This is a genomic window from Hymenobacter cellulosivorans (genome assembly GCF_022919135.1).
Classification (GTDB): domain Bacteria; phylum Bacteroidota; class Bacteroidia; order Cytophagales; family Hymenobacteraceae; genus Hymenobacter; species Hymenobacter cellulosivorans.
On the sequence record NZ_CP095049.1, the window covers coordinates 646,297 to 668,820 of the forward strand.

21 protein-coding genes are annotated in these 22,524 nt (G+C 59.6%); 8 read left to right on the top strand and 13 right to left on the bottom strand.

Annotation, left to right across the window (positions count from 1 at the left end):
* Window positions 1-31: 31 nt before the first annotated feature.
* Window positions 32-1,531, top strand: a complete 1,500-nt coding sequence (locus MUN80_RS02785; protein WP_244719334.1) for a TPM domain-containing protein — start codon at window positions 32-34, stop codon at window positions 1,529-1,531.
* 118 nt (window positions 1,532-1,649) lie between these two features.
* Window positions 1,650-2,222, top strand: a complete 573-nt coding sequence (locus MUN80_RS02790) for a dihydrofolate reductase family protein (protein ID WP_244719336.1) — start codon at window positions 1,650-1,652, stop codon at window positions 2,220-2,222.
* Between the two features lie 82 nt (window positions 2,223-2,304).
* Here the strand turns inward: MUN80_RS02790 and MUN80_RS02795 are convergent, their stop codons facing one another.
* Complete coding sequence (locus tag MUN80_RS02795) at window positions 2,305-2,970, bottom strand: DUF6624 domain-containing protein (protein ID WP_244719338.1); 666 nt, start codon at window positions 2,968-2,970, stop codon at window positions 2,305-2,307.
* Between the two features lie 183 nt (window positions 2,971-3,153).
* Window positions 3,154-4,314, bottom strand: a complete 1,161-nt coding sequence (gene lepB, locus MUN80_RS02800; protein ID WP_244719340.1) for a signal peptidase I — start codon at window positions 4,312-4,314, stop codon at window positions 3,154-3,156.
* A gap of 258 nt (window positions 4,315-4,572) precedes the next feature.
* Here lepB and MUN80_RS02805 point away from each other — a divergent pair, with 258 nt between their 5' ends.
* Entirely contained in the window at window positions 4,573-5,334 is a 762-nt protein-coding gene (locus MUN80_RS02805; RefSeq protein ID WP_244719342.1) for a suppressor of fused domain protein, read from the top strand.
* Between the two features lie 117 nt (window positions 5,335-5,451).
* Here MUN80_RS02805 and MUN80_RS02810 read toward each other — a convergent pair whose 3' ends face one another.
* Together MUN80_RS02810 and MUN80_RS02815 are read right to left on the bottom strand one after the other, a co-directional pair.
* The gene (locus MUN80_RS02810; protein ID WP_244719344.1) at window positions 5,452-6,312 is read right to left on the bottom strand and encodes an SDR family oxidoreductase; all 861 of its coding nucleotides are present in this window, start codon (window positions 6,310-6,312) and stop codon (window positions 5,452-5,454) included.
* A gap of 156 nt (window positions 6,313-6,468) precedes the next feature.
* Window positions 6,469-7,338 carry an AraC family transcriptional regulator gene (locus tag MUN80_RS02815; protein ID WP_244719346.1) on the bottom strand — a complete coding sequence of 290 codons (870 nt, stop codon included), beginning with the start codon at window positions 7,336-7,338 and terminating at the stop codon, window positions 6,469-6,471.
* A gap of 350 nt (window positions 7,339-7,688) precedes the next feature.
* Here MUN80_RS02815 and MUN80_RS02820 point away from each other — a divergent pair, with 350 nt between their 5' ends.
* Both MUN80_RS02820 and MUN80_RS02825 read left to right on the top strand, forming a co-directional pair.
* Window positions 7,689-8,204: a putative immunity protein gene (locus MUN80_RS02820; RefSeq protein ID WP_244719348.1), complete on the top strand. Its 516-nt coding sequence runs from the start codon at window positions 7,689-7,691 to the stop codon at window positions 8,202-8,204.
* Between the two features lie 89 nt (window positions 8,205-8,293).
* Window positions 8,294-9,598, top strand: a complete 1,305-nt coding sequence (locus MUN80_RS02825; protein WP_244719350.1) for a PQQ-dependent sugar dehydrogenase — start codon at window positions 8,294-8,296, stop codon at window positions 9,596-9,598.
* Between the two features lie 75 nt (window positions 9,599-9,673).
* Here MUN80_RS02825 and MUN80_RS02830 read toward each other — a convergent pair whose 3' ends face one another.
* From MUN80_RS02830 to MUN80_RS02840, 3 genes are all read right to left on the bottom strand, one after another.
* Window positions 9,674-10,021 carry a nuclear transport factor 2 family protein gene (locus tag MUN80_RS02830; protein ID WP_244719352.1) on the bottom strand — a complete coding sequence of 116 codons (348 nt, stop codon included), beginning with the start codon at window positions 10,019-10,021 and terminating at the stop codon, window positions 9,674-9,676.
* A gap of 353 nt (window positions 10,022-10,374) precedes the next feature.
* Complete coding sequence (locus MUN80_RS02835; protein WP_244719354.1) at window positions 10,375-10,671, bottom strand: T9SS type A sorting domain-containing protein; 297 nt, start codon at window positions 10,669-10,671, stop codon at window positions 10,375-10,377.
* Window positions 10,672-10,946: 275 nt separating this feature from the next.
* On the bottom strand, window positions 10,947-11,597 hold the full coding sequence (locus tag MUN80_RS02840) for a hypothetical protein (RefSeq protein ID WP_244719357.1): 651 nt from the start codon (window positions 11,595-11,597) through the stop codon (window positions 10,947-10,949).
* A 268-nt stretch (window positions 11,598-11,865) separates the two neighbouring features.
* Between MUN80_RS02840 and MUN80_RS02845 the strand changes: the two genes are divergently transcribed.
* A complete protein-coding gene (locus MUN80_RS02845; protein WP_244719360.1) occupies window positions 11,866-12,435 on the top strand; it encodes a hypothetical protein in 570 nt (189 codons plus the stop codon).
* A gap of 90 nt (window positions 12,436-12,525) precedes the next feature.
* Window positions 12,526-13,245, top strand: coding sequence for a hypothetical protein (locus MUN80_RS02850; protein ID WP_244719363.1), 720 nt, complete (start codon window positions 12,526-12,528; stop codon window positions 13,243-13,245).
* A 74-nt stretch (window positions 13,246-13,319) separates the two neighbouring features.
* On the opposite strand, the gene MUN80_RS02855 is transcribed toward MUN80_RS02850, so the two are convergent.
* From MUN80_RS02855 to MUN80_RS02865, 3 genes are all read right to left on the bottom strand, one after another.
* Window positions 13,320-13,739, bottom strand: coding sequence for a hypothetical protein (locus tag MUN80_RS02855; RefSeq protein WP_244719366.1), 420 nt, complete (start codon window positions 13,737-13,739; stop codon window positions 13,320-13,322).
* Between the two features lie 265 nt (window positions 13,740-14,004).
* A complete protein-coding gene (locus MUN80_RS02860; protein WP_244719369.1) occupies window positions 14,005-14,631 on the bottom strand; it encodes a hypothetical protein in 627 nt (208 codons plus the stop codon).
* 242 nt (window positions 14,632-14,873) lie between these two features.
* On the bottom strand, window positions 14,874-15,506 hold the full coding sequence (locus MUN80_RS02865; RefSeq protein WP_244719372.1) for a GNAT family N-acetyltransferase: 633 nt from the start codon (window positions 15,504-15,506) through the stop codon (window positions 14,874-14,876).
* Window positions 15,507-15,778: 272 nt separating this feature from the next.
* Between MUN80_RS02865 and MUN80_RS02870 the strand changes: the two genes are divergently transcribed.
* A complete protein-coding gene (locus MUN80_RS02870) occupies window positions 15,779-17,458 on the top strand; it encodes an AIPR family protein (protein WP_244719375.1) in 1,680 nt (559 codons plus the stop codon).
* A gap of 79 nt (window positions 17,459-17,537) precedes the next feature.
* Here MUN80_RS02870 and lpdA read toward each other — a convergent pair whose 3' ends face one another.
* The 3 genes from lpdA to MUN80_RS02885 form a co-directional block, all read right to left on the bottom strand.
* The gene (gene lpdA / locus MUN80_RS02875) at window positions 17,538-18,944 is read right to left on the bottom strand and encodes a dihydrolipoyl dehydrogenase (protein WP_244719378.1); all 1,407 of its coding nucleotides are present in this window, start codon (window positions 18,942-18,944) and stop codon (window positions 17,538-17,540) included.
* Between the two features lie 268 nt (window positions 18,945-19,212).
* The gene (locus MUN80_RS02880) at window positions 19,213-20,742 is read right to left on the bottom strand and encodes a dienelactone hydrolase family protein (RefSeq protein ID WP_244719381.1); all 1,530 of its coding nucleotides are present in this window, start codon (window positions 20,740-20,742) and stop codon (window positions 19,213-19,215) included.
* A gap of 67 nt (window positions 20,743-20,809) precedes the next feature.
* On the bottom strand, window positions 20,810-22,465 hold the full coding sequence (locus tag MUN80_RS02885) for a M1 family metallopeptidase (RefSeq protein ID WP_244719384.1): 1,656 nt from the start codon (window positions 22,463-22,465) through the stop codon (window positions 20,810-20,812).
* Between the last annotated feature and the right edge of the window lie 59 nt (window positions 22,466-22,524).

A 22,524-nucleotide genomic window follows, 5' to 3' on the forward strand; every position in this document is an offset into this window, starting at 1 on the left:
TGGCCGACCAACTTATCCTACGCCGCCTGCCATGCTTCTGCGTTGCTTCCTGATCCGCCTGCTGCTGCTGCTGGCTTTGCTGGGCCCCGGCGCCCTCGTTGCCAGGGCCCAGGATGCGGAATACCTGACTCGCCTGCCCGATCCCAAAACCCTGGGCGAAAGCTACGTGAGTGACCCCGACCACCTGCTGCAGCCCGCCACGGTGCAGGAGCTCAACGCTACGCTCCGGCCCCTGGACCAAAGCGGCCGGGCCCATATCGACGTGGTGCTGACGCGCAGCATCGGGGAGGAAGTGCCTAAGACAGCGGCAACGGCACTGTTTAACCGCTGGAAAATCGGGGATAAGGAGAAGAACAACGGACTGCTGATGCTGCTCGTGGACGACCAGCACCGGGTGGAATTTGAAACCGGCTACGGCCTGGAAGCCGACGTGCCGGACGTGGTGTGTTTCCGCATTCAGCAGCGCTACATGATTCCCTACCTGCGCGGCGGGCAGTACGACGAGGCCGTGCGCCAGGGCGTGGCCGCCCTGATCCGGCAGCTCAGCACCGGCCGCCTGGATCTGCCCGATTCGCTGGAAGCCCAACTGCCCCCGGCCCTGGCACCGGCGGATGAGTCAGCGGAAATACTGCTCAACGAAGAAGTTGAGCCAACTGACCCCACGGCCTGGAGCGGCGCGGAAGGCATAGGGGTGGCGGCGGTGGCCCTGCTGCTGCTGGTTGCGGGGCTGATGCTGGCTTTGCACAAGCATGCTCCCCGCGCCTTTACGACGAGCATGATTCTGGGCCTGGTCCTGATTTTGGGCTTAATGGTAGTAGCAGCTGGCTCCAGCTGGCCAATAGCGCCGGCCCTGCTCATGGCGTTGGGCTACGCCTGGCCGCTGCTGGGGGCTCACCTGTATCTGCGGCTAATCAACCAGCGTCTGCGCGACCAGCACGCTACCGAAAGCCGCCACGCCCGCTACACGTTTCTGCGGGAAGCTCACCACGGCCTGGGCTGGCTCCGCTTCCTGATGCCCGTGCCCCTGGCCTGGTATTGGCCCCGGTACCAGCGCCGCCTAGTGGCCCTGCGCGAGGAACCTTACGCCTGCCCGGCCTGCGCCACGCCCATGCACCGCCTCGACGAAGCCCAGGACGACAGCGCCCTGCGGCCCGGCCAGGTTGCGGAGGAGCGTATTGAGTCCATCGACTACGACGCCTGGCAGTGCCCGGCCTGCCAGGAGCTGCTCATTCTGAGCTACCCCAACCTGAACTCCGACGCTGAAAGCTGCCCCAAGTGCCATAACCGCACCCTGCAGCCCCAGCCCGACGAGGAAATGCAGGCGGCCACCACTTCCCACGGCGGCTGGGGCTGGCACGTGCACGAATGCGCGTTTTGCCGCCACGTGAAAAAGAAGAAATACACCACCTCCAAGCTTTCCTCATCGAGCAGCTCGTCGTCATCCAGCAGCTCGTTTTCTTCGGGCGGCTCCTCGTCTTCGTCCAGCAGCGGGGGTAGCAGTGGGGGCGGCGGAGCGGGCAGCAGCTGGTAGCACGGGTTTGATTCGGGCCAGATTGTCGCAAACAGCCCGTTGGTTGGCGCATTTGGCCTCCTAAGATGAGTCAGTCAGCGCGTATTTTTGGCTTACCACTCACGCAAGAATAACGAGTATGCGCAAACTCAAGCTCCAGGTGCAAATGACCGTTGACGGCTTCATCGGCGGCCCCAACGGCGAAATGGACTGGATGACCTTCAACTGGGATGAGGCCTTGAAAAACTACGTGGCGGCCCTCACCGAGCCCGTCGACTGCATCGTGCTGGGCCGCAAGCTGGCCGAGGGCTTTATCCCTTACTGGGCCTCGGTAGCGGCGGATGAGGCCAATCCGGAACACACGGCCGGGCAGAAATTCACCGCCACGCCCAAAGTCGTCTTTACCCGCACCCTGACTGAGGCACCCTGGGACCATACGGTGCTGGCCACCGGCGACCTGACTACCGAAATCAGCCAACTCAAACAGCGGGCCGGCCAGGACATCATGGCCTACGGCGGGGCTACGTTCGTGTCGGCTCTCATTCAGGCCGGCCTTATCGACGAGCTTCACCTGTTCGTTAACCCAGTTGCCATCGGCCGCGGCTTGCCCATTTTCCAGGACCTGAACGCCGCCCAGCCCTTGACGCTGGTCAGGTCGACGGCCTTTGCCTGCGGCATCGTGGTGCAGCACTACGAGCCCCGGCGCGACTAAGGCGGCAACCTGCTGACGTACCCAAGCCCCCACAACACAAGCAGCTGCTCCGGTTCCGTACTGAAAGCCCGGGAGGGGAAAGCTACTGCTTGGGCATTTTGGCTACGTCTTCCAGGGTCAAGACTTTATAGGTCAGGCCAAAGTGGGCAGCAGATTGCTCCACGGTGTTGGTAAAGCCGGCCTGCTTGCGGCGCTGATTCACCTGGGCCGCGTTCTGAATAGGCCACACGAAGGTTGGCTTCCCATTATAGCCCGCTACCTGGGTGCCGTAGAGTTGCTCCTTGCCTTCCGTCATCAGTTGGCGGTCCAGCATCATGGCGTAGCGCGAAAACGGCAGCTCTCCTTTCTCAGCGGCGGCTTTCATCAGTGGCAGGTACTGGGGGATAGTCGCCGGGTTGTGCTGAATGACGTGCCACGCGGCCTCGTTGGTCGGCGCGCCTACCAAGGACTTGCCCGGGTAGCCATATTGCTTCAGCAACACCTGCACCCGCCTAAGATTGGTAGCATCGGTTTGCACCATCCGCTCCATCAGGGTTTTGTTCAGCTCCGCCTTCGATACGCCCAGCACCACGGCCAGCGAATCGGGGTTACGGTTCAGACGCGAATCAAACAACATAGCCCGGTAGCGCTGGTCCACGGCGTAGATGCTATCCAGTTCGTGCTTGAGCTGGGAATTAGGCTTGGTCATCTGGGCCACCGCGGGCAGGGCCAGCCCGCTGAGTAAGGCCACGCGCAGGAAGTGCTTCATCGGCATAAGGTAGGGAAAGCAGCTATGTATAAGGGAGCCAGGTAATACAGGGAGGCAAATCAGCGAGCCTAGGTGGCAGTTGCCGGCCAGTAAGTATAGAAATAACCACAACGCCCAGGCAACTGAAGTACCGAAGAACTTCAGCTGCCTGGGCGTTTCTATGGGTTGAACCAGAGAGTCGGCTTAGCTCAAGGGGTGTAGCAGGCGGTTCCAGCGCACCTTGTGCAGCAGGTCGGCGTACTGATCCAGGGAATACAGCACGAAGACGGCTTTGCCCACCAGATGGTCTTCGGGCACGAAGCCCCAGAAGCGCGAATCCTCGGAGTTGTGGCGGTTGTCGCCCATCATGAAGTAGTAGTTCTGCCGGATGGTGTAGTACGCCAGCGGCTGGCCGTGCTGATAGATCCGGCCGTTTTGCCAGCTGATGCCTTCGTTGTGCTCGTACTGAGCCACGATGGTGTAGTAAGCCGCCGCATTGGCCGGCGTCAGGGTGATGGTCTGACCCTTGCAGGGCACGGGCAGCGGGCCGTAGTTGTCCAGCTGCCCGTTCTGGGGCTGGCTGCTCAACACGGCGCTGGGGTTGTGAAAGTCAGCCACGTCCGGAAACAGGCGCGTCTGGTAGTCGGCCACGGTCAGGGCCTGCACGTAGGGCTGGCGGCGGAAGTAGGCGGCCACCGGGGCCGGGCAGCTGATGTAGAAACCGGTACGGCCTGTGGCCGGATTGGTGCTCACCCGCGGAATACCGTCGGGCTCGTAGTAATCGACCACGCCGTGCTCGTGCAGAGCCTGACGCACAGCATCATTGGGGCTGTTGACCTGCATGAAGTAAGTGTTCTGCAATTGGCCGGCCACGGCGCCGGGCTGGCCGTTGAGAAACACCTGCCCGCGGCGGATTTCGACGGTATCACCGGCCACGGCCACGCAGCGCTTAATCAGGTTGGTGCGCACGTCGGCGGGGCGCTGCTGCTCGTGCGGCACGTGAAATACCACAATGTCGTTGCGCTGCACCGAGCTGAAGCCCGGGAAGCGGAAGGTGGGCAGCTGGATAGCGTCGGAGTAGCTCTGCGGCCCTTTTTCCCAGATGGTTTGATGGGTGAGAGGAATCTGCAGGGGCGTTTGGGGCGTCTGAGGACCGTAATGTAGCTTACTGACCACCAGACAGTCGCCCACCAGCAGGGTACCTTCCATGCTGGGCGTCGGGATGGTGTAGGCTTCCACCGCCGACCATCGGATGAGCGTGGCGGCGGTAACGGCAAAAACCAGGGCGTCGCGCCATTCGCGGGCCAGGCTCTTGGGCGGCGCAGAGGTGGCGGGCGTACGGCGCCAGAATCGGAACAGGCTCATGGGAGTTGGGCGGTGAAGGTGAAAGAAAAGCTGCTTACCCAGACTAGATGGGCGGCAGAAGCTGAGCGTTGCCTGAAGCGGGTGCCTTACCCAAACAAAGACCCTCCCCGCAACATAGAACATCAGCTATACGTGAGGCCTAACGCCGATTCCCAATTCTTGGTGTGCATAGCTGCAGTGCCCGCCGGTAGCGGCGCATGGGGCTGAGTTTGGGAGAAAACGCTAGCTTAACGCCCTCACTCTCGTAGGCTACCTATCATGACAGAGCAAGATCCTGAACCAGAAAAAACGGCTTCCGGGGCCCCGGTGTACCGTTACGAAGAGGTGGAGCCGGCCCCCTTCAGCCTGGCCGCCGGCGACGAAGCTACCATCGAAGCCATATCCGACCACATCGAGCAGCACGTGGGCAAAATCAGCAGCGTGTTTCACGAAATCATTTCGGACAAGGTCCACCTCGACGTGCATATCGTGGAGCCCAGCAAGGACTTTCCGTTTTACACGCTCGTCACCTCGGGCATGAGCGACCTGCCCATGACGGTACCCGAAGGCGAGGAAGATGCCCGTTACGCCGAGCTGTGCATCCTGCTGCCCAGCACCTGGCCCATGGCCGAGAACGGAGACGTCGTAGGCGTGTCCGAGGATGACGACGCCTATTGGCCCATTGGCTGGATGAAGTTCCTGGCGCGGTTTCCGCACGAATACCACACCTGGCTGGGTGTAGGCCACACCATCCCCAACGGGGAAGAGGCTGCGCCCTACGCCTCTAATACCAAGCTGGGCTGCATGCTCGTGCTGCCATCCATTAGTTTACCAAAAGAATTTCGGGAGCTGAAAATCAGCGAGGATAAGACCATCAATTTCTACTGCCTGTACTGCCTCTACCCCGAGGAAATGCAGCTGAAGATGGACAAAGGACTTGATGCCCTGCTGGATAAGTTCGAAGAATACGGTATGTCCGACGTGCTGGATATAGCCCGCCCGAACGTCGTGTCGAAGAAAGGCTTTCTGGGCCTGTGGTAAGCCCCGAGGCCCAGAGCTAGTCGGTAGGAACCAGACCCTACCCAACGAAACCAGCGGGGGCTGAAGCATCAGTTGCTTCAGCCCCCGCTGTTGTGTAGCCCTACCCTGGCCGGCCGCCTACAGCTGGTAAAGCAGTTTCACGCCTTCGAGCAGCCCCGTGGGCTGGCGGCCCAGTGCCGTGGCCAGGTCGGCGCTGACCATGGATTCCTGCCCGTGCTTGATGTCGGTCATGAAGCCGATGGTGCGCGCAATGGCCACCTCGGGCACACCCCGCTCCCGCATGCGGCCGGCCAGCACCGCACTTTCCACGTCATTGTAGATTACCGGCTTGCCCGAGGCCTGGGTCAGAGCCGCCGCTACGTCGTCGAAGGAGTAGGCTTCGGTGCCGGTGAAGTGGTAGATGCGGTTATCGGGAGTGTCCTGGAGCAGCACCTTGGCAATGGCCTCCCCCATTTCACGGCGCAGGGCGTAGGCCACCCGGCCCTGCCCGGCCGGTAGGTTGATGCCCGTTTCGAACACCGTCGGCCCCGTAAACAGCGGCAGCGTATCCATGTAGAGAATGTTGCGGAAGAAGATGTAGGCCAGCCCACTAGCTTGCAGGTAGTCTTCGGTCTGGAAATGGCGCACCATCAGCTCGTTGGCCAGCGTACCGGGGTCTTGCAGGGCCCGGCTGGTATAGGCTACGCGGCGCACTCCCGCCTGCTGGGCCGCGTCGATGACGTTCTGGTGCTGCTGCAACCCATCCTCGTCGCCTCCGCCCGAGATGAGCAGCACCGTGTCGATGCCCTGCATGGCTTGGTGGAGGGAGGCCGGGTCGCCGTAGCTGCCCACACGGATACTCACACCCTGGGCCTGTAGGGTTGTGGCTTTGGCCGGGTCACGCACCAGGGCCGCTACGTTCTGGGCGGCTGTGTGCTGCAAAAGCGTATCGAGTACGGCGGCACCTAAGTGGCCGGTAGCTCCGGTTACTAAAATCATGGGTCTATGCGTTAGCGTGACAAGAATGCCCCCGCCTGCTGCCCCGTGTGGTGGGCGCAGCCTAAGGGTGAAGGCCGCTACAAAAGTCGACGCTACTACCCAGCGGCAGAATGGCCGGAGGGCGGCAATCTGTGGCGAAAAGGCGGCAAGCCCTGCTTAGCCCACCTGCCGGTAGGCCGTGGGCGAAAGGCCGGTGCTGCGCTTGAAAAATCGGCTGAACGCAAATTGGTCGGCAAACTGCAGGCCGGCGGCTACCTGGGCTACGGTCAGGGCCGGGTTTTGCAGCAGGGCCTTGGCTTCGAGGGCCACGGCTTCGGCTATCCACTCGCTGGCAGTTCGCCCGGTCACGTCCTTGACCAGTTCGGTAAGGTGCTTGGGCGTGATGCAGAGCGCAGCGGCGTAAAACTGCACGCTGCGCTCGGTCAGGCAGTGGGCCTGCACTAGGTGGCGGAAGCCGGCGGCCAGCTGCTGGGCGCGGGATTGACTCTGGGCCGGCCGGGCCGGCTGCGGCTCGTAGAGGACCCCGATTTCGTAGAGCAAGCCGGTGAGAATACTCTTGACGATGTTGTCGCGCTGGGCACTGGGGGTGCGGTATTTTTGCTGCAAAAAGCGAAACGAAGCTGCAATGCTGGCCGCCTCGGCCGGGGCCAGCGCCAGTACGTGGGTGGGCGGGTCCACGAAAAAGCGCAGCTTGCCAGTAGCCGCATTGTGGGTGGTAATGAAGTCCTGAGTGAAAAAGATGGACAACGTTTCGTAGTCCTCGGCTACCCGACCCCACTCCTTAATAACGTCGGGCGTCGCCAGCACCAAACAGCCCGGCGTCACGACATAGGGCTCCAGGTTGGCCTTGAACTCGGCCGTGCCCCGCAGGCAAAGGCTGATCTTGTAATAGTCGCCCCGGTAGGGCTGGTGCAGCGGAATCGTGGGCTTAGCGCCGCCGTAGTCGGGAAAGTACACCGCCGGCACTCCGTTGCCGTTTGCACTGGCAAAGGCCTGCAATTGATACGTGGGAATCCGCTCACTCATGGATAAGGTAACAACGAAGGTACTGGATAGGCTTACCGGGTTTCAAAATAGCCAGGAAACAGGCATACTTGTCGTCTTTTCTCTGTCATCCTGAGACCAACACGTGGAGTAAAGGAAGTTCTCACCTGAACAGCAAACGTTCTTCAATGCCCAAAAGCTCTGCCTTACTTACGGCCACGGCAAAGGGCTTTTAACCCTTGGCATAAGCCGCCGCGAGGTAGAGGAGGCAGGTCCTTGGGCGGCTCCTCAGCATGACAGACGAGGATAGGGTCGGCGGCCTGTACCGCGCTTGTTTTCTACCCGGCCCAGGCGAGCTTGTTTTGCGCAATTTCCACCCCTATTCTTAGCCCATGATCCTACCCAAAGAACGAGACTCGCGCTTTATCACCATCCGCCGGGGCGGCACCCTGACCGATACCAATCACCATCTGCTGGCCTGGTGGGCGGCAGCCTGCGCCGAACACGTGCTGCCCCTGTTTGAGCAAGCCAGCCCCACCGACCAGCGCCCCCGCCAGGCCTTGGAGCTCGCCCGGGCCTGGGTGCGCGGCGAGATACCCATGCGCCAAGCTCACCAGGCCTCTTTTGCGGCCAACGCGGCCGGCAAGGGGCTGCCCGATGCCGCCCGGTTTGCCGCTCTGGCAGCCGGCCAGGCCGTAGCCGTGGCCCACGTGGCGGCCCACGAGCTTGGGGCCGCCGCCTACGCCATTCGGGCGGCCCGGGCAGCGGCGGCCGAAACGGAGCCGGATGCCGCCGGACAGCGGGAGTGCCTCTGGCAGCGCGAGCAGCTGCCGGAGCCTATTCGGGAGCTGGTGCTCGATGACCAACGTCGGCGCAATGCGCTCTGCTGGTCGTTGTTCAATTGCTAAACAGGTAGTTTTTGCAGCTGGTAAGAACTGATTTACAACACCTTCCTTACAAGGGCGTATAGTCAAATCTAACCCTAACCTAACCAGCTATGCATTTCAAACTTAACTCCCTATTCTTCGTGGCGGCCCTGGGTCTGGTCGCGTGCGATAAAGACGAAGACGCTACCGAAGAGCCCCAAAACGGAGACTTCCCTACCGAAACCCTCACGGCTAGCCCCACCACCATTCGTGTGAGCACGCTGCCTGCACCCTTCGCCAGCCAGTCTGTCACTAATTATCCGCAGGTGCTCAATGAGCGCCCCGAAAATGCGAAGCTGAAAGTGCCCCAGGGGTATGCTGTAAACGTCTTTGCCGATGATTTGCCCCAGGGCCGCTGGATGGCCGTAGCGCCCAACGGTGACATATTCGTGGCCCAGATGATGCTCAACCAGATTATGGTGCTGCGCGACACCAATGGTGACGGCCGCGCCGATGAGCGCACCGTGTGGGCCACCGGCGGCCCTTTGAGCCGGCCCCTGGGTATGGCCTTCAACGGCAACTATTTCTACGTGGCTACCTCCGGCGCCATCCTGCGCTACGATTACAGCAGCGGCCAGAAACAAGCCTCCGGACAACCTACTCAGCTCGCCGAGCTACCCGGCGGGGGCCAGCACCCGGCCCGCTCCCTACTCATCTATAACAACAAGATGTACGTGGGCATTGGCTCCTCCGAAAACGCCAGCGTGGAAAAAGACCAGCGCCGCACGACCATTCAGGAGTTTAACCTCGATGGCAGCGGCCAGACTACCTACGCCTCAGGCCTGCGCAACCCCCAGGGCATGGACGTCAACCCGGCCCGCACGGGGGAAATCTGGTCGGTGGTAAATGAACGGGATGCCCTAGGCGACGACCTCGTTCCCGATTACGCCACGGTTGTACCCCGCGGGGCCTTCTTTGGCTACCCCTGGGCCTACCTCGCTCCCGATAAGCGCGACCCGCGCATCACCGAGCCCGCCCCGGCCCAGGTAACCAGCACCCGTACGCCCGAAGTGCTGCTGCGGGCCCACTCCGCCGCTCTGGGTCTGGCTTTCTACACCGGTACGGCTTTCCCCGAAGACGCCCGCGGCGACCTGTTCCTGGCTATGCGCGGCTCCTGGAACCGCTCTGTAGGCTCGGGCTACAAAGTAGTGCGGGTGCGTATGAACGCCGCCGGCCTGCCCGAAACTGCCGGAGCTGATGGCCGCGGGGCCAGCTATGAAGACTTCGTAACCGGCTGGCAACTCAATGAGGGCCAGGCAGCCCCACCCCAGGTGTGGGGCCGCCCCGTAGGTATCATTACCGGCCCCGACGGCTCCCTGCTCATCGCCGAAGATGGCACCGGCGTCGTGTGGCGCGTGAGCTACAAGGGCAATTAGTATTAGGCTGCGCCCCTGCTTAAGAGTCATGGCCTAACCCTATCGATGCCCCTGGCTCCTGGCTCCCGCCGGGCACTAGGGCTGCATCACAAACGCCGTGAGTTCAGCCATCTTCCCGTCGCGGAAGCGCCAGACGTCGCAGTAGGTGTATTCCACTGCTTCCCCGCTTTGGTCGGGTAAGGTAATGGTGCCCAGCGCCGTCACGAAATCATCCTCGGCAATGAGGTGCTTGACCATAAACACGGGCGGCTGCTCATAAGCCGTGGCCATCCACTGCCGCACCGCCTGCTTGCCCCGCAGGGTTTGCTCGCCCACAAAAGTCCACTCCGTGTCGTCGGTGCAGTGCGCCAGGAATCCTTCATAGTCACCGGCCGTGATGGCCGCATTGGCCGTCTGTAGTATCTGCTTGTTCGTTTCGGGCATTGGGATAATAAAGAGGTAGAAAACGCAAGGATAAAGAAGGAACAGGCCAGGCCAGGCCCTGCTGGCCCGGTAGCGGGGGCACTAGCTGACAGGTACGTTTCTCGCTTCGGGTGGTTTGTGCCAAGCCAGCAGTGGGACCATAGGATATGCCGGGTTTCTTTTTTTGAGACTACCACGTTCCTAAAAAACTCCTGGCCCTAGCGCCCCGCCAACCACCGGCTTTAAGCCTGCAACACCCTACTGGCTTGCGCTTTACTGACCCCAACTAATGTCCCTCGTCAGAGCGAGATATAGCTAAAAGCCCCGACCTCTTCAGGCCGGGGCTTGGGTATGGCGTGGCAAATCTTCAGCGCTTAATTCGTGACCAGCAAGCGCTGGTAGCTCACCTGGGAGCCCTGTAGGACACGGATCAGATATACCCCGTTCGGCCACTGTTGCGAGGGAATGTTCAGCGCGTGCGAGCCGCTGGTTTGGTAGGCCTGGTGCTGCAGCGTGGTGAGCGTCCGGCCCAGCGCGTCTACCACATCAATGGTCACAGGCTCGGCCGCGGCCAGCTGGTAGAACAGTGTGCTGTTGCCCGCCGTTGGGTTAGGAAACAGGCGCACGCCAGCGGCAGTAGCATCTGAATGCAGGGATAAGGGGGTAGCCACGGGGGTAATGGTAAGCAAGCCTGCCTGAGTGGTTGCCGTGCCGTAGGTGACGTTGCTACTGCCCAGCCTGCTTACCCAAGAAGAACCACCCCCACCTCCTGCCGAGCCGTTGGAAGGGGCCCCGCCGCCCCCGCCTAAAATACAGCCCTAAGCCGCCCGCCGCTGCCAAAGCGGTGGGCGGCTTTTTTATTCGGGCGAGGTAGGCAACAGGGAATATTCGCCCTTGCCAAGCCTGCCTGTACTACCAGCAGGACGGTATCCTGGGTCTTGTTGGGCTACCGGCCTCTGGCCATGGAAACGTGGGGCTGATACCACTGATACAGGAACTGCTGCATCTCCTGCGGGGAAATTGGCTCACCGGCCTGGCTATACGCCCTCATCTTCTGCGGGACTTTGCGCTTGCTACGGTCGCTGCCCAACTCAGTATCATTGAGCACCGTGACTTGCTGCTGAAAGAGCAGCTGCCCGGTAGGATAATAGCCATATATCGTTTGGCGCAGGCTGTCGGTGCGGCTACCGACCCATTTTTCGAACAGGTACTGGCCTAGCTTGTCCTGATTTTCATCCAGGTACTCGGCCCGGTACAGGATGTTGCCGTTGGCATCGTAGCGGGTCGAATCCAGCACGGCGGCCCGCCAGCCCCGGGCGGCGCTGCCGGTGTAGCGGTTTACCCACAGGCCGGTTTCGGTGAACTGGTAGTGGCCCTCGGGGCCCATGGTTATGATGAGCTGACCAGTACACAGGTCGCCGTTTTTGTTGGTGCCCCGCCAGTCTTTCACCAGCCTGCCCTGCTGCTCTACCGTGGCCCGCTCGGTTTTGCTCAGGCTGTGATGGTACCAGTAGTCGTACGTGTCGTGGTAGGGACTAAAAACGGTGCAGCCCGACAAGCCAGTCAGGGCAACGAGAATACAGCAGAGAGTGCGCACGGGAAGAAGAAAGCCAGGTGGAAAACAATACCGCCCGTGAAAGTACGGGCTGCCCCTCAACTTCTGCTCGGCTGGCCTGCCCGGGCCTCCAGCTTCTCCTCCGGCTGCCCTCCCAGCTGCCGTAACGCATGCAGGGCTGCTCCGTGCAAGTAAGGATTCCACCGGCTAGGTAAATCCGAGCAGGCATAGCCGGGCGGGTAAAGGGTAAAGCAGGAGCCGCGTTAAGAACCCGAAAAACTATTCAAGACTCAGCCCTAGCTTTAAGCCCATGGAAGCGCTGTTTCACCTGGTTTTTACCTGCCTCAAGATTGCCATCCTGGCCTCGGTGTACGCCACGCTGCTGCTGAAGCTGGTGCGCTGGTACGGCCCCCGCGCCCCTACCCACCCTATCGTGCAGGCCAGCCGCCCCGGCCGACGCTTCTGGTGGGGCAGCGGCTTTCTGATGTCGGTGGCCCTGTTCGGCTATTCCCTCACCTACTGGGGCAACCACGGCCTGGGCGACTACGCCCGCATCCCGCTGGGCCACGGCGCGGCCATGGAAGAGCTAAACGGCGTACAGGCCTATTTCGAGCCCATCCGCCAGCTCCCCGGCCACGCCGACAATGGCGAAGTCCTCGCCTACCAGGTACACGACGATATGCTCTGCGCCACCCTGGGCCCCGACACTACCTACGTAGTCTACCACCTGGGCTCTCAGTACAGCCACCTCTTTGCCGACCGGGCCGAGTACGAAACCTACGCCCGCGCCCACGAACTGCCCCGCCCCATCGAGTTCGAGGATTTCAAGCAGCACTACCGCCGCTACTGGGGCGGCTGGCGGTTCTGGCTGCTGGCCTAGCGGGCTGGGCAATGCCTCAAAATAAAAAGCGGCCGAAGCTCTTAGTGGCTCCAGCCGCTGCTGTATCCACTACCACCCAAAACCTAGCCGATGCCCCCGTTTATCAGTCAGCTTCAGGAACTCCGGCAGCAGCTGCCCATCGGCATCCGCCACGCCCTGCAACTGCTGGAGCGCACCCAGGGCAACGTAGCCGCCGCCGCCCAGCTATTCAAGCAGGAACTGACGGAACTGGTAATGAGCAAAACGGGCGTGGCTCGGCCAGTGGCCGAGCAGCACTTGGCCGCGGCCAAGTACGAGGTGCCCCGGGCCCTGTACAGCATCCGGGCCGAGCTGTATACCCTGACCGAACACATCCTGATCCGCTACCAGGCCGATAAATCCGAAGCGCTGTCCCGCATTCAGAGTGTTATTCAGAGAGAAACCCCACTCGTACGCAAGGAGTGGCTGGAGGTAAGCGAATTGCCGAAGCTCAACCGGCCCCAAGCCTGCGTTATACTGCTCTGCGAGTGGCTAGGCTTCGAGGACTGGGAGGATCTGACGTCCGCGCTTTACTTCCACCTCGACCTTGTGACGACCTACTTGCGCCAGGAGCTTCAGCAAGACACCCTGGCCGTTACCCTGCTCGCCATGCGCGACCGGCACGCGGCGCTGCAGGCCAAGTATGCTACGGCCTCCTTCGAGGTAGCCCTCAAGCGCATCCAAAATGATAAGCTTCTGCAAGGCTACGAGGCCGAGTACGAGCACCTAAAACCCCGGCTGCTCGACCGGCTGTATAGCTACGTGCAGGAGCACATCGGCAGCTTCCCGTAAGTGGCCCCAAAGGCACAAAGCGGCCGAAGCTCTTGGAAGCTCCGGCCGCTTTGTTATTACTTTCTCGTCGGTTTTTAGGCGGCCAACGTGGCGCGGTGGGCTACCACGGCAGCCTTATCCTCTTCGAGGGAAGTGCTGCGGCTCTGGGTTTCCTTCAGGGCACTTTGGCCCAGCACCACTTTCACCCCACCACGCTTGCGCTGCTGGGCCAGGATGTCGCCGCGCCGGTCATCGTCCTTGCGCCGGGCATCCATGGTGCGCTCATACTCGGTGCTGCCCTCGGTAAGGGTGGCTAGGTAGCTGTCGTGGTTGGCAATGCGCACGTTGAGGCCCTTCAGCTCATCGTTTAGCTCGGTGGCCCGCTCACTGCCCACCTCGTCCTGATAATCATAATTCGACTCCTTATTGTCGAGGCGCCGAATGCGCTTGTCCAATTCGGTAGTCACGGCGTCGCACTGGGCGCGGGTGAGCAGCAATTTTACATCAATGGCCATAAATAAGGTAGTAAAAAGAAGGATAGTAAAAACGGCAGGACCACCCTGCCGCTTAATAATATTACATTTTTGTTATATATTATTTATGAGTTTTTAAAAATAAATATCCAAACACCCCTCATCCTTACAATACTCTTAACAACAGCCCCTCAGCGACAGTAGCGCGAGCGTTGGCTATGCCTACCTTCGGTGGTAGTTTGCGTACCCCGCGCCGTTAGCAGTAAGTCGTCTTTAAAGGATACAGGATAGTCGTGCTAGCCGCGAACTACACCGTTGGCGCTACGGCATCCGGCGGCGAGCCCAGCAGGCGCAGCAAGGCAGCAACCTCATCGAGCAGCAGCTGGCGGCGCAGCGCCAGGTGGGCCCGCGCCAACGGCCCCGGCCGCGGGGGCAGCGCCGCTACATCGGCCTCGATGCGGGCCAGCCAGGTTTCTTCCTCGGCCAGGTCGTAGGTGGGTCCGGCGTCAAGGGGCGGAGTAGCCAACGCCAGGCGCAGGGCTGCCACTCCCTGCCGCCGGCGCAGCAGGGCCTCATCCTGCAAGGCCAGGGTTTCGAGCTGAAACGCAAGCTGCCGGGCCAGGTGCTCACAACGCCGCACCCGCCGCCGAAGCAGCTCGGCTTCCCGGGCTTCCTTGGCCGTGCGGGCTACCCGCGGCGGCAAGGGCGGCAGGGCCTCGGGCGCGGGCAGCTCCGGCCCCCGCGGGGGCAGCAGGTCGGAGAGCCGCCGCAGCCGGGCTTCGGCCTGGAGCGAGAAGTTGCGCCGCCCGGCTTCCACGGCTTCTACTTGGGTCTGGCTAAGGCCCAGCCACCGGCCTAGCTCGGTCTGGGTAAGGGCAAAGTGCCGCCGTACGTAGGCGGCGGTAGTCTCCGAGAAAGAGGTGGGGGTGCGCATGAGTAGGGTAGTTAAAAAAATAAATTCAAGTACCCTACTTCTGTGTAAGGCATTTGAATTTATTTTTTCGGGTGCCTTACTAGATTTGGGCTGCTTGGTCGCACAAGCTTCGCTTCTACGGATGGCCCACTGCCCCTTCCCGGCCTAGCCCGCCGCCGTAGTAGCTCTAAGCCGCCCGCCGCTTCTTGTGGTGGGCGGCTTTTTTGTGGGGGAGGCTGCGGGTACTGCGCCGACGCCGTGCCTCAAGCCAGGCGTACGGCCGTAGCATAGGGCGTTACCACCCGCCAGCCCAGGCGCTGATACAGCGCGCAACCCGCCTCCGTAGCTACGAGCAGACGCTCCGAAACGCCGGCCTGTTCAGCCAAGGCATCCAGCGCACCCATCAGGTAGGTGGCTAACCCTTTTCGCCGGTGTGATTCCAGGGTTTCAATCCGGTCGAAAACCGCCGTGCCGCGGTGCAGCACGACGCGCCCCGTGGCTGCCGGCTGCCCCGTGGCATCCAGCAAGTGTAGCACCGAAGCCCCGTGCTCTACCGTTACGTGGGCCGTATACCCGGGCGGTGGCACGTGGGGGGCCGTCATGGCCACCGGACAATACATCAGATAGCGGGGCTCTTGCACCTGCCACGAACTCGGCAGCGCCTGCCGCAGCTGCGCCGGCGCTACGGCGGCCTTGAGAAAGATAAAGGGGGCCTGAATCTGGGCGGCACAGGCTTGCAGGGCCGCTCCCGCGTCCGCAAACACATGCCGGCGCACCTGCTCGGGCCAGCCCACTTCCACGACTAACCCACCCCCGTGCGGCCGGGGCAGTGGTAAGCCGCGGGCCAGGCTCCACCCCATCAGCCAGCGCTCCAGAAGACTCAAATCAAGCTGCATAGATTGGGAAACTCAGTGGTTTGCCCGGAAAATAGGCACTATATCCTTAAATATGATGAGCAACCCAGTTACGCAGCCGTGCGCAGCAAAGCTGCTTGAGCGTAAGCGTCACTAGGCACAGCTGAGCGATTGTAGGGGCATTATAGTCATTCATCAAAAGCAACAATACTTAACGTTATCTTTGATTAGCACCACTTCAGCAGTATGTTGCGATACAACACGCTTGAGTAGAGCCTGAATTTACTGACACTTCAACCTCACGATGCATTTTTATGACACAAAAAACAAATGACCAAGTTATTCTTGAACAAATTGTAAAAGAAAAATGCGCTGAGTCAGGAAATGAAATATCCATTACAGAGTATTTTGAAATATATACAGCCTCTGAAATATTAAAAGACTTTGATCTATCTTATGACGACATCAAATATGGAATTGTAGGAGATGGTGGAGATGGAGGGATTGACTCAATGTTTACATTTTTGAATGGAGAGTTGGTCAAAGAAGATACAGAAATCAATATAAATCAAAAGAAAAATGACATTGAATTGATACTTATACAGGCAAAAACTTCTTTTACTTTTAAAGAAGATGCAGTCGTCAAGTTTAGAGAAACAGCAGAAGACTTATTCAATTTATCTAGTAATCCTGATAAATTTTCCAAAAGATATAATCATGACCTAATAGATAAAGTGAAAATATTTAGAAATGTATATAGTAAACTAGCTAGAAATTTTCCAAAACTTCATATTAAATATTACTATGCAACACAAGGCGATACCGTGCATCATAATGTTGAGGGAAAAGTACCAAAGCTTCGCGAAGCTATTGCAGAAATGTTTAGCGGCTCACAATTCTCTTTTGAATTTATTGGCGCTAAAAAATTACTAGAAATGACCCGAAATGTCCCTTCAACTTCGCGTATGTTGGAGGTATCTGAATCCCCTATTAGTACCGCTTCAGGAAGTTACGTTTGCCTAGTAAGACTCGATAAATATTATGAATTTGTATCTGATGCAGGAGCGTTAGCCAGAAGTATATTTGAATCAAACGTACGTGACTACCAAGGTAGCATAACCGTGAATACTGGCATAAGAACAACATTACAAAATCAGAAATCCGAAAACTTCTGGTATCTAAATAATGGAGTTACTATTATAACCCCAAAGGCTGTATTAGCAGGAAAGCAACTGACAATTGAAGATCCTCAGATAGTAAATGGGCTACAAACTTCCCACGAAATATATAGGCACTTTTCAGAGCAAGCAATAACCGTTCTTGATGAGAGAGCCATATTAGTAAGAGTCATTTGTGAGGCCGATGAGGAAGCAAGAGACAGAATCATCCGTGCTACAAATAGCCAAACAGCAATTCCACCTGCTTCACTTAGAAGCTCTGATGAAATACATAGGAATATAGAGGATTTCCTAAAAGCAAATGGATATTATTATGATAGAAAGAAAAATTTTTACAAAAATCAAGGAATGCCTGTAGCCAAAACTGTGAGCATACCTTACTTGGCTCAAGCGATGATGGCTATCATACTATTGAAACCAGATAGCGCAAGGGCTAGACCATCAACTTTAATAAATTCCGACACTGAATACAAACGAATTTTCAGCCTTGATATGCCTATAGACGTATATTTAAAAGTGATACAGATAATAAAAGAGGTAGAAAACTTTCTTAAACCTAGTGTATGCGGAATTGAATTAGAAAGGAAAATTATTACAAATATAAAATACTATGTTGCTATGGTCGTAGGAATAGAGGTTGCAGGTAGCCAGGATCAAATTGCTGCTAAAATATCAGCTTTACCGCAAATCAAAATTGCAGAAGAAATACTACACAAAGCTCTTGACACCGTTTTAGTGACATTTGAAGAGCTAGGAAACTCAGACCAAGTCGCAAAAGGCCCGAGCTTAGTATCTGCTCTTATTGGTAGATTATAACCATCTCCTTAGCGCAAAAAAGCGGCTGAAGCTTCTCCAAGCTCCAGCCGCTGTTGCGTTACTGTCTTTCGGCTGAAAATTACATGTGAATAGCCCGGTTCTCGGTGGCGGCGAGGCAGGCTTCCTTCATGGCTTCGGCGTAGGTGGGGTGGGCGTGGCTCATGCGGGCCACGTCCTCGGCCGAGGCGCGGAACTCCATGGCCGTTACGGCTTCAGCAATGAGGTCGGCGATGCGGGGGCCAATCATGTGGACGCCCAGGATTTCGTCGGTTTCCTTGTCGGCCAGCACTTTCACGAAGCCGTCGAGGTCCATGGAGGCGCGGGCGCGGCCCGAGGCGCGGAAGGGGAAGGAGCCGGTTTTGTAGGCCTTGCCCTGCTCCTTGAGCTGCTCTTCGGTGTAGCCCACGCCGGCCACTTCGGGCCAGGTGTAGACCACGCCCGGAATCAGCAGGTAGTTCACGTGGGGCTTCTGACCGGCCAGGGTCTCGGCCACGAACACACCTTCTTCCTCGGCCTTGTGGGCCAGCATGGCGCCGCGAATCACGTCGCCGATGGCGTAGATGCCGGGCACCGAGGTTTGCAGGTGCTCATCGACCTTGATGCGGCCGCGCTCTTCCATCTCGATGCCGGCGGCTTCCAGGTTGAGGCCCGCCGTGTAGGGCACGCGGCCCACGGCCACCAGGCAGTAGTCGCCCTCGAACTTCACTTCCTCGCCCTTGGGGTTGGTCGCGGTTACGGTCACAGCATCCCCCTCGCGGGTAGCGCCGGTTACCTTGTGGCTCAGGAAAAACTCGATGCCGATTTTGCCCAGGATGCGCTTGAGCTCTTTGCCCAGGGCGCGGTCCATGGTCGGAATGAGGGAATCCATGAACTCCACCACCGATACTTTCGCGCCGAGGCGGGCATACACGGAAGCCATTTCCAGGCCGATGACGCCGCCGCCAATTACAATCATGTGCTTGGGTACCTCGCGGATGTTCAGGGCCTCGGTGGAGGTGATGATGCGCTCCTTGTCCTGGGCAATGAAGGGCAGCACCGTGGGCTTGGAGCCGGTGGCGATGATGACGTGCTTGGTCTCAATCTGCTGCTCCTCGCCACCCTCAGTGGGCGTAATCTTGATGTGGTTCTTATCGACGAACGAACCCACGCCGCGCAGCACCTCAATCTTGTTCTTCTTCATCAAGAACTGGATGCCGTCGGTGTTAGCTTTCACCACCCCGTTTTTGCGGTCGATGAGCTGGTTCATGTTGATTTGCAAGTCACTCAGCTCAATGCCGTGCTCCTTGAAGGTGTGGCCGGCATTGTGGAAGTGCTCGGTCGAGTCGAGCAGGGCTTTGCTGGGGATGCAGCCCACGTTGAGGCAGGTGCCACCCAGGGTGGGATATTTCTCAATCAGGGCCGTCTTGAAGCCGAGCTGGGCGCAGCGAATGGCTGCTACATACCCGCCGGGGCCGGAGCCGATGACGGTAACGTCGTATTGGTTCATGCTACGATGAATTCGGTGAGAATCAACTGGGGCGAAGGTACGAACGGTGAATTTGTGAATGAGTGATTGAGTGAGTTTTGTTCGGGAAGCAGCTAAATGCTGGCATTGCGAGCAGCGCGAAGCCATCCGTTCTCGGCGCAGGCAGCCACGCCCTTTTACCAGAAAGCCCTGACGTTCGCACAACGTCAGGGCTTTTCACTGTAAAAGGCTTCGCACATTTTAGAGCACGGAGGGCTTCGGCTACGCCTTGCACTGACAAGGGAGCCTCTTACCGGGGGCCGCCGAGGGCCTGGATGCGCTGCCGGGCGTTTTGATTGGCGGGGTTGAGCTGCAGGGAGCGGCGGTAGTGGGTAATGGCGGCCTGGATGTCCTGGTTTTTCTCGTCGGCTTCGCCCAGACTGTCGAACAGGTTAGCGTCGTTGGGGTAAAGCTCGGTGCCGAGGGCGAAGATGGCCCGGGCGGCGGCCGGGTCGCGCGCCTCGCGCAGGAGCTGGTAGCCCCAGGTATTCAAGGCGCCTTCCGACAAAGCAAACGCTGGCTCCTGCTGCTGCAGCTGACGGTAGATTTCCGGAGCTTTATCGAATCCTTCCCGGGCCAGGGTCGCCGCAAAGCCAGCCTGCGTGGGCACGGGGCCGGAGCGGGCGGGCAGGTGGTAAAGGCGGGCCATGTGGGCCGGTACGCCATTCTGCGTGGGAGGGCGGTCCAGAAACTGGTGGCCGGTGGCGGCGTCCTTCAGGGTAGCGTTGAGGAACTCGAGGGTGTAGCGGCAGGTCCAGTGGTAGGCCGCTTCGACTTCCGCGCGGGAGTACTCCGTGAAGTGCGCCGGCTCGGCCAAGCGCAGGGCGATGGTCGAAAAGTCGGTGTGCTCCATTGGGTTCATGACCACGTGGTAGAGGTCCGAGTACTTGGCCTCGTTCAGGAGGATGCCCGTCGTTTGCATGCCTTTGACGCTGAGCTCACGCACCGATTCGGAGCGGCGCTGCACGTACAGCCAGGGCACGGTCAGGCGCACCCGCGACACGGGCTTGGTGTCCTCCTGGGCTTTGGTACCATCAAAGCTGACAATGGCGCCAATGCGCGCGTCCTGCGTGGCGGCCAGGGCATTGGCCAGGCCGCCCCAGCTCCAGCCGGCAGCGGCCACGTGGGCCATGTCGGCCTGGGGCAGGGTGTGGGCGTAGGACAGCAGAAACTGGATATCCCGCGCCTGGGTATCGAGCCCCTCGGCGTCGAAGTTCATGTCCTTCGTGCGCGTGCCCAGGCTGCGGCTGGCCAGCACCACGTAGCCGTGGCTGGCGAGGTACTCGCACAGGTCGGCGGCTTCGTGAGCCGTGCCCCCACCACCGGCGGCATAAATCACCACCGGAAACTTACCCGCCGCGGCCGGGGCATTGCGCACGGCCCACATGCGCTGATCAAAGAGCTGCTGCGCCTGCTTTGGGCCTACCTGGGCGGCAGCCCACTGCAGCTTGTCGGCCAGGAAGGCGGCGGCTTCGGCATCGGTTCGGGTGAAGTTGTCGTCGGTGGCCTCGGTGCGCAGGTAATCGGCGTAGCGGAGGGGTGCCCCGCCTTTCTGGGCCGGATACCACACCAGCGTTTGGATGGGCCGCGCCAGCTCACCGGTCGTTGGCTTGCCCGTTACGGCATCGGTACGGCCTTTATAGGTCCGGGCATAATCGTACTGCTGCTGCACCCGGAAGCCCACGGTGTGCGGACCAGGTTTAAGGTCGGCGAAGCCGGAAGCCGCCCGGGCAGCCGCGGTGCAAAAGCACAGAATAAGGAATAGGACAGTTCTTACCATTCAGGAATACGGATAAAATGAGCGGCAATGATACTACTTCATCAGCCCGACTGCTATCCTTGATATTCTAATCGACTAATACTCCGATGTAATAGTTGAACGTGTCGACTTCGAGGTTATCCTTGGTGGCCCCAGGCAGCTCTACTACCTGAAACCGGGTGCTGGGCTGAATAAAGCCGTACTGCCCGCCCTTGACGCGCACGCGCACCGGCATGTCGAAGTCGGGCACGTCGGCTACCCAACGGGCCAGCACCTTGCCTTCCTCCTGGCGGATTTCCAGGGTCGGAATGCTGGGGTGGCGCAGGTACTGGTCGAAGACCTTGGTCAGGTTCTTGCCGCTCTGCTCACTGAGGTAGCCCACGATTTGCTCGGTCGTGACGGTCTGGTGGTAGAACGTTTGGCCTAGGCCGCGCAGCATCTGCCGCCACTTCTGGTCGTCATTGACGATGGTGCGGACCATGTTGAGCAGGTTGGAGCCCTTGTCGTACATGTCGCCCGAGCCTTCCTGGTTTACGCCGTAGGGCCCGATGATGGGACCGTCGTTCTGGATATTGCGCCGTTGCCCGTGCAGGTATTCCTGCCCGGCCTGCTTGCCAAACTGGCTTTCCACGAACAAGGCTTCCGAGTAGGTCGTGAACGACTCGTGCACCCACATATCGGCAATGTCCTTGCTGGTAATGTTGTTGCCGAACCACTCGTGCCCGCTTTCGTGGATGATGATAAAGTCCCACTTCAAGCCCAGGCCCGTACCCGAACGGTCGGTGCCCAGGTAACCGTTCTGGTACTTGTTGCCGTAGGCCACGGCACTCTGGTGCTCCATGCCCAGGTGGGGCGCGTCCACGAGCTTGTAGCCGTCCTCATAGAACGGGTAAGGACCAAACCACGACTCCAAGGACTTGAGCATGGGCTTCACGTTGGCGGCAAAGTGAGTTTTGGCCTTGGCCAGGTTTTCCCGCAGCACCCAGTATTCCAAGCTCAGCTTGCCCTTCTCCCCGTCGTAGCTGTCGGTGAACTTGGTGTAGTCGCCCACGTTCAGGGCCACGTCGTAGTTGTTGATGGGGTTGCGCACGGCCCAGTCGAAGCGCGTCAGGCCACCCTTGAGCGGGGTGGTTTTGCGCAGCCGCCCATTCGACACGTCCATGAGCCCCTTGGGCACCGTCACGCTGATGAGCATGCTGTCCACCTCATCTGACTGGTGGTCTTTGTTGGGCCAGAAGGCGCTGGCGCCCAGCCCCTGCACGGCCGTAGCCACCCAGGGCTTGCCGTTGGCATCTTTGGTAAACACCAGGCCGCCGTCCCAGGGCGCCCGCTCCGCTACCTGGGGCTTGCCGGAATAAAATACCGTGAATTCGTCCCGGCTACCTTTCTTAATAGGCTGGGTAAAGGTGACAAACACGGCATTGGCCTCCCGGGTGAAAGGCAGGTTCTGGCCTTTATACACCACTTTTTCCACCGTCAGGTTGGCAAACAAGTCGAACTGCAGGCGGGTGAAGTCCTGGGTGGCCGTGAAGCGAAACAGGTTGGAGCCGCTCAGGGAACGGTCGTCGATGTTGAGCTTAACGTCGAGGTGGTAGTAGTTGATGTCGTAGCAGGTGCGCAGCGGGGTGAGCGTGCCGCGCAGGGAGTCGGCGCGGGTGGTGCCGGGTTTGGCTTGCAGCAGTTGGGCCGCAGTACCGTGGCTCAGGCCGCATACGGCGGCGAGCAGAAAGAGAATTCGTAGCATAGATGGAAAGGAACAGGGCGGTAAACAGACTCCGACGGGGCGGCATGGTTGCGCCCTAG

Bases quoted from the DNA above. Each gene is read 5' to 3' on its own strand.
- MUN80_RS02785 (WP_244719334.1), top strand. From the start codon at position 32: ATGCTTCTGCGTTGCTTCCTGATCCGCCTGCTGCTGCTGCTGGCTTTG.
- MUN80_RS02790 (WP_244719336.1), top strand. From the start codon at position 1,650: ATGCGCAAACTCAAGCTCCAGGTGCAAATGACCGTTGACGGCTTCATC.
- MUN80_RS02795 (WP_244719338.1), bottom strand. From the start codon at position 2,970: ATGAAGCACTTCCTGCGCGTGGCCTTACTCAGCGGGCTGGCCCTGCCC.
- lepB (WP_244719340.1), bottom strand. From the start codon at position 4,314: ATGAGCCTGTTCCGATTCTGGCGCCGTACGCCCGCCACCTCTGCGCCG.
- MUN80_RS02805 (WP_244719342.1), top strand. From the start codon at position 4,573: ATGACAGAGCAAGATCCTGAACCAGAAAAAACGGCTTCCGGGGCCCCG.
- MUN80_RS02810 (WP_244719344.1), bottom strand. From the start codon at position 6,312: ATGATTTTAGTAACCGGAGCTACCGGCCACTTAGGTGCCGCCGTACTC.
- MUN80_RS02815 (WP_244719346.1), bottom strand. From the start codon at position 7,338: ATGAGTGAGCGGATTCCCACGTATCAATTGCAGGCCTTTGCCAGTGCA.
- MUN80_RS02820 (WP_244719348.1), top strand. From the start codon at position 7,689: ATGATCCTACCCAAAGAACGAGACTCGCGCTTTATCACCATCCGCCGG.
- MUN80_RS02825 (WP_244719350.1), top strand. From the start codon at position 8,294: ATGCATTTCAAACTTAACTCCCTATTCTTCGTGGCGGCCCTGGGTCTG.
- MUN80_RS02830 (WP_244719352.1), bottom strand. From the start codon at position 10,021: ATGCCCGAAACGAACAAGCAGATACTACAGACGGCCAATGCGGCCATC.
- MUN80_RS02845 (WP_244719360.1), top strand. From the start codon at position 11,866: ATGGAAGCGCTGTTTCACCTGGTTTTTACCTGCCTCAAGATTGCCATC.
- MUN80_RS02850 (WP_244719363.1), top strand. From the start codon at position 12,526: ATGCCCCCGTTTATCAGTCAGCTTCAGGAACTCCGGCAGCAGCTGCCC.
- MUN80_RS02855 (WP_244719366.1), bottom strand. From the start codon at position 13,739: ATGGCCATTGATGTAAAATTGCTGCTCACCCGCGCCCAGTGCGACGCC.
- MUN80_RS02860 (WP_244719369.1), bottom strand. From the start codon at position 14,631: ATGCGCACCCCCACCTCTTTCTCGGAGACTACCGCCGCCTACGTACGG.
- MUN80_RS02865 (WP_244719372.1), bottom strand. From the start codon at position 15,506: ATGCAGCTTGATTTGAGTCTTCTGGAGCGCTGGCTGATGGGGTGGAGC.
- MUN80_RS02870 (WP_244719375.1), top strand. From the start codon at position 15,779: ATGACACAAAAAACAAATGACCAAGTTATTCTTGAACAAATTGTAAAA.
- lpdA (WP_244719378.1), bottom strand. From the start codon at position 18,944: ATGAACCAATACGACGTTACCGTCATCGGCTCCGGCCCCGGCGGGTAT.
- MUN80_RS02880 (WP_244719381.1), bottom strand. From the start codon at position 20,742: ATGGTAAGAACTGTCCTATTCCTTATTCTGTGCTTTTGCACCGCGGCT.
- MUN80_RS02885 (WP_244719384.1), bottom strand. From the start codon at position 22,465: ATGCTACGAATTCTCTTTCTGCTCGCCGCCGTATGCGGCCTGAGCCAC.